This window comes from Spongiactinospora gelatinilytica (assembly GCF_003236385.1).
GTDB lineage: Bacteria > Actinomycetota > Actinomycetes > Streptosporangiales > Streptosporangiaceae > Spongiactinospora > Spongiactinospora gelatinilytica.
Window position 1 is genome coordinate 1 of record NZ_POUA01000457.1, and the last position, 5,259, is coordinate 5,259.

Below are 5,259 nucleotides of genomic sequence, written 5' to 3' on the forward strand. Positions count from 1 at the left end.
TCGTCGGGGGGTGCGTCGACGACCTCGACGCCGTGGTGGCGGAGGCGGGCGGTGATGGCGCGGCGGTCGCCGGTCAGGTGTTCGGCCGCGGCGGCGTCGTAGACCTGCTCGGCCGTACCGCGGCTCGCCGCCATGGCCGCCACCCGCGGGTCGGAGACGGCGGCGAGGAGGACCAGGTGGCGGGAGGAGAGCCGGGGCAGTACCGGTAGCAGGCCCTCTTCCAGCGACGCGGAGTTGAGGTCGGTCAGCACCACGACCAGGCAGCGGCGCTTGGCGCGGGCCAGCACCGCAGCGACCATGCCCGCCGCGTCGGCCTCCACCAGCTCGGCCTCGATCGGGGCCATCACGTTGACCAGCGCGGACAGTAGCTCGGTACGCCCGGCGCCGGACACCCACGCCCGCACCGCGCGGTCGTAGGCCAGGAAGTCGACCCGGTCGCCCGCGCGGGCGGCGAGCGCGGCCAGCAGCAGGGCGGCGTCCATGGACCAGTCCAGCCGCGGCCACCCCGGCGGGACGAGATCCCCCTGGACGGCGTCACCGGTACGCGCGACCGCGCCGGCCAGCGGGACGGGAGCGGCGCCCACGCGCCCCGCGGAGGTGCGGCCGGTGTCGAGCACGATCAGCACCCTGCGGTCGCGCTCCGGCCGCCAGGTGCGGACCACGACGTCGTGCCGGCGCGCGGTGGCCCGCCAGTCGATCGAGCGTACGTCGTCGCCCACGACGTACTCGCGCAGCGAGTCGAACTCGGTGCCCTGCCCGCGCACCAGCGCGGGGTGGACGCCCTCCAGCTCGCGCAGCCGGGCCAGTCGCGCGGGCAGGTGCTTGCGGCTGAGGAACGGCGGCAGCACCCGGACCGTCCACGGGACCAGGTGCGACCCCTGCCGGGCCGCGACCCCCAGGGGCCCGAGCGCGCGTACGGTGACCTTCACCGCCTCCCGGTCGCCACGCCGGGTCGGCGACAGGGTCAGCGTGAGCCGCCGGGATTCGCCGCCGGGGACGTCCAGCGGCAGGTGCCTGGGCGTGGCCCCGGCCGACGGCGGCCAGGCGTCGCGCAGCACCCCGCGTACCCGCCTGCGGCCCGGGTTGTCCACGATGAGGTCCACGCGGGCGGTCTGGCCCAGCCGCACCAGGTGGTCGCCCTCGCGGCGGAACCGCAGCGGGCGTACCGCCCCGGCCAGCGCCAGATCGGCGAGCACGAGCCCGGCCAGCAGCAAGAGCCCCCCGGCCAGGGCGAGCGCGGGGCGGGGCGCGACCAGGACGACCACCGCCAGCAGTACGGCGAGCAGCCCGGCCCGCCCGGTCAGCGCCACGGCGTGCCCCCCTCGGGCGGAGTGCTCATCGCGGTACGGGGACCGAGGCGAGAATGCCGTCGAGCAGGCCGTCGGCGGTGGCGCCCTCCAGTTCGGCCTCCGGACGGAGCTGGACGCGGTGCCGCAGCGCGGGCCGGGCCAGCGCCTTGACGTCGTCGGGCGTGACGTACGCGCGGCCGGACAACCAGGCCCAGGCCCGCGCGGCCGAGAGCAGGGCGGTCGCGCCGCGCGGTGAGACGCCGAGCTGGAGCGAGGGGGACTGGCGGGTGGCCCGGGCCAGGTCCACCACGTAAGCGAGGATTTCCGGCGCGACGTGCACCTGGGACACCGCCGCGCGTCCGGCCGCCAGGTCCGCGGCCGACGCGACCTGCTTGACGTCGCTCAGGTCACGCGGATCGAAGCCCCGCGCGTGGCGCTCCAGCACCGCGATCTCCTGGTCGCGGGGCGGCAGCGGCACGGTCAGTTTGAGCAGGAACCGGTCGAGCTGGGCTTCGGGAAGCTGGTAGGTGCCCTCGTACTCCACCGGGTTCTGGGTCGCGCACACCACGAAGGGGTCGGGCAGCGCCAGCCCTTGGCCGTCCACGCTGACCTGCCGTTCCTCCATCGCCTCAAGCAGGGCGGCCTGCGTCTTCGGCGGGGTGCGGTTGATCTCGTCGGCGAGCAGCAGGTTGGTGAACACCGGCCCCCGGCGGAACTCGAAGGCGGCCGTGCGCGCGTCGTAGATCAGCGAGCCCGTGACGTCGCCCGGCATCAGGTCGGGGGTGAACTGCACGCGCTTGAAGTCGAGCGACAGCGTCGCCGACAGCGCGCGTACCAGCAGCGTCTTGGCCACCCCCGGCACGCCTTCGAGGAGTACGTGCCCCCGGCAGAGCAGCGCGATGACCAGGCCGGTGACCACCGCGTCCTGGCCGACCACGGCCTTGGCCACCTCCGCGCGCAGCGCGGCGAGCGCCGCCAGCGCGCCTTCCGCGGCGGTGTCTGGTGTGCTCACGAATCTCGAACCTGCCTCTCCAGGGTGTCCAGGTATGCGGCGAGTGCGACGAGCCCCCCGTCGTCGGCGGGCGGCGGCCCGAACAGGGCGCTTCTCACCCGATGGGAATCCTGCCCCGTCCGCCCGGCCAGCGTGGCCACGACGACCTCGGGGCCCGAGTCGGCGGTGAGCCCGAGCCGGGGGACCAGCCGGTGCAGCGTGCCCGCGCGCAGCGCGGCGGACGCCCTGTCACGCGCCCTGCGGGCCCTGTAGAGGCGCCCACGGCCCTCCACGGTCTCGGCGGCCCGCACCGCCACGGGCAGCCGCTCGACGACCACGGGGCCGATCCTGCGCGCCCGCCAGGCCGCCACCAGCGCGACCGCGATGACCAGTTGCAGCAGCGCCCAGTAGACCCCGGCGGGCACCAGCTCGTAGAGGGTCCTGCTGCCCGGCCACACGAGCGCGCCCAGTTCGCCGGGGTCGTCGGGCGGGACCATCCAGATGAGGGTGCCGCGCGATCCGGCCAGGTTCATCGCGAGCGCGGCGTTGCCGTCCTCGCCGAGCCGCAGGTTGGTCATGAACCCGCCGTCGCCGACGACCGTGATCGTGCGTTCGCCGGAGGTGTAGGAGACGAGCGTGGGCCCGTCGGCGGCGGGATAGCAGCCGGTCGCGCCGGAGGGCGCGGTCATCGCGAAGCCGCCGGTGTGGGCGGTGCCCGCCCTGGTCGCGGCGGGCAGCGCGCAGTGTGGTTCGCGGGAGCGGGTTTGTGCCTCGGCGGTCCACTTCACTCCCGGGGCCAGCGCGGCCCGGGTGGCGGCGGCGGGGGCGACCAGCAGCCGGTCGGACGGCAGCGCCGCCAGCATCTCGAACTGCTCGGGGGGCAGCCTGACCGTGTGCGGCACCAGGAGCAGGGAGTCGTCGCCGGCGACGGCCGCGGCGGCGGTCGCGTTGGAGACCCGTACCACTTCGACGCCCGCCTCGCGCAGCAGCTCGGCCAGCCCCTTGGCGCCGGTCAGGGTGGTGTCGTCGGGGTCGAGTTCGCTGCCCTGACGGGCCCCTCCCGAGATCAGCAGCGCGATCGAGGCGGTCATGGTGATCAGCAGCGCCACGACCAGCACGCCGCGCCAGCGTCGCCACAGAACGCGGGCGCCGGGAGCCAGGTGGGTGGACTCCGGTGCCGGCGGGCGGGCCGGGGACGTGGTGGGCGTGCCGGTCACCGGGGCGGCTCCGGTGAACCTGCGGCCGGGGCCATCGCCGCGACCCGCGCGGGCCTGGCCTTCCTGATGCGTTCGTCGAGGTCGCGCAGACCGGCGTAGCCCTCAGGGGTGCCGGGGAGCTGCCCGTAGGTCACGTCGTCGAAGGCGCGGGCGGCGGCGCGCAGGCCGGCGGTGAAGCCGGGCAGCGCGCGCCCGGCCTCCTCCGCCAGCTCGGCCGCCGTACGGCCGGGCCGTGGGTCGAGCACCGCCCGCTCCTCAAGGTCCCTGGCGATGGCCCGCAGGCGCTCGCGTACGGCCTCGGCGTGGCGACCGTCGGCCGCGTGCCGTTCGGCCGCCGCGCGGTGCTCGGCCGCGGTCAGCACCCGCTCGCCGAAGATGCCCTCCGGGGCCGCGGCGGCCCGCGCCCGCGTCGCCCGCCTGGAACTCCAGACCAGCAGCCCGACCAGCGCGGCCAGCACCAGTGCCAGGCCGATCGCGGACAGCGGGACGGTGTCGCCGTCGCCGCCCAGCGAGTCGGCCAGGTCGCCGAGGAACTGCCGGACGTGCCGCACGATCATGTCGATGAACGGCTCGCGCTGGTAATCGCCGGAGACCAGCTCGCGCGCCGCGCGCTCGGCGGCCTCCTCGCGGGCGATGTCGATGGGGCTCACGGCCGGCCGTAGGGATGCGGCCTGCCCGCGGGCCCGTTCCCGTGCCCGTCCTGTCCGTAGCCGGGGAGCCACAGGTCGTCCGCCGAGCCGGGCACCTGGCCCTGCCGCTGCTGTTCGATGGCCGCCGTCTGGAGCACCAGGTCGAACGCCTCGGTGCGCATCCGCCGGTCGGCGTACAGGAGTCCGGCGACGCCCGCCTGGATCGGATAGGAGATCATCGCGGCGACCGTGCCGCCGATGGCGAAGAGCAGGGCGGCGAGGGCGATCGATCCGGTCGTCCCCGCGCCGGTGGCGCCGACGATGGTGCCGATGATGGCGAAGGGGATGTTCAGGACATAGCTGATGATCAGCACGATGAGGTACGTGAGCAGCAGGATGCCGAGCACCCGCCAAAACCCGCCGCTGACCAGCCGCCACGAGCGCCGCATGGAGTCGATCGGGCCGCGTCGTTCGAGCACGACCGCCGGCGCGGCGAACGCGAGACGCGCGTAGATGAAGAACGCCCACACGATGAACAGCAGTATGAAGACCAGCGTGGCCAGCATGAACGTCCCGTAGTCGCCGGTCCCCGCGGCCATCCCCATCAGTAGCGGCACGACAAGGGCCAGCGGCGCGAGCATGATCAGGCCGGAAAGAATGATCATGCCGAACAGCGCGGGCACCCGCGGGCGGACCGACCGCCACGCCTCACCCGCCGTGATCTTCCCGCCGAAGACCGCGCGGCCGAGGATGCGTGTCAGGATGCCGGTGAGCACGGCGGTCACGATGAACGAGACGAGCGTGGAGAGCAGGGTCGCGCCGTACTGGCCGAGGATGTCGTCCGTCGGCGCCGCCGTGCCCGCGTTCAGCGCCGCTTCGAGGCCGCGGGCGAAGTACGCCTGGCCGATGGCCGCCGGGATGCTGCCGAGCGCTGCGGCGATCGCCGACAGGCCCAGCACCGCCTTGGGGTTGGAGCGGACCAGCTTGATCGTGCCGTCCAGGATCTCGCCGAGGCCGAGCGGGCGCAGCGGGATGATCCCTGGCCGGGGCGCGTAGGGCTGCTGGTAGCCGTGGGGGCCCGGAGGGTACGGCGGAGCGCCGTGACCGGGAGGCGGGCCCGGCATGCCGGGGCC

5 protein-coding genes are annotated in these 5,259 nt (G+C 75.1%); all 5 read right to left on the minus strand.

All coding sequences use genetic code 11. The features are described from left to right. A partial coding sequence (locus C1I98_RS34600) for a DUF58 domain-containing protein (RefSeq protein ID WP_111171534.1) occupies nucleotides 1–1,310 on the minus strand: 1,310 nt, incomplete at its 3' end. A 25-nt stretch (nucleotides 1,311–1,335) separates the two neighbouring features. Further along, a complete protein-coding gene (locus C1I98_RS34605) occupies nucleotides 1,336–2,301 on the minus strand; it encodes an AAA family ATPase (protein ID WP_111171535.1) in 966 nt (321 codons plus the stop codon). Further along, on the minus strand, nucleotides 2,298–3,497 hold the full coding sequence (locus C1I98_RS34610; RefSeq protein ID WP_111171536.1) for a DUF4350 domain-containing protein: 1,200 nt from the start codon (nucleotides 3,495–3,497) through the stop codon (nucleotides 2,298–2,300). Before C1I98_RS34610 ends, C1I98_RS34605 begins: the two co-directional genes overlap by 4 nt. Then, the gene (locus C1I98_RS34615) at nucleotides 3,494–4,147 is read right to left on the minus strand and encodes a DUF4129 domain-containing protein (RefSeq protein ID WP_233508433.1); all 654 of its coding nucleotides are present in this window, start codon (nucleotides 4,145–4,147) and stop codon (nucleotides 3,494–3,496) included. The genes C1I98_RS34610 and C1I98_RS34615 overlap by 4 nt, the downstream gene beginning before the upstream one ends. Next, a partial coding sequence (locus C1I98_RS34620; RefSeq protein ID WP_306461939.1) for a DUF7847 domain-containing protein occupies nucleotides 4,144–5,259 on the minus strand: 1,116 nt, incomplete at its 5' end. The genes C1I98_RS34620 and C1I98_RS34615, both read right to left, overlap by 4 nt.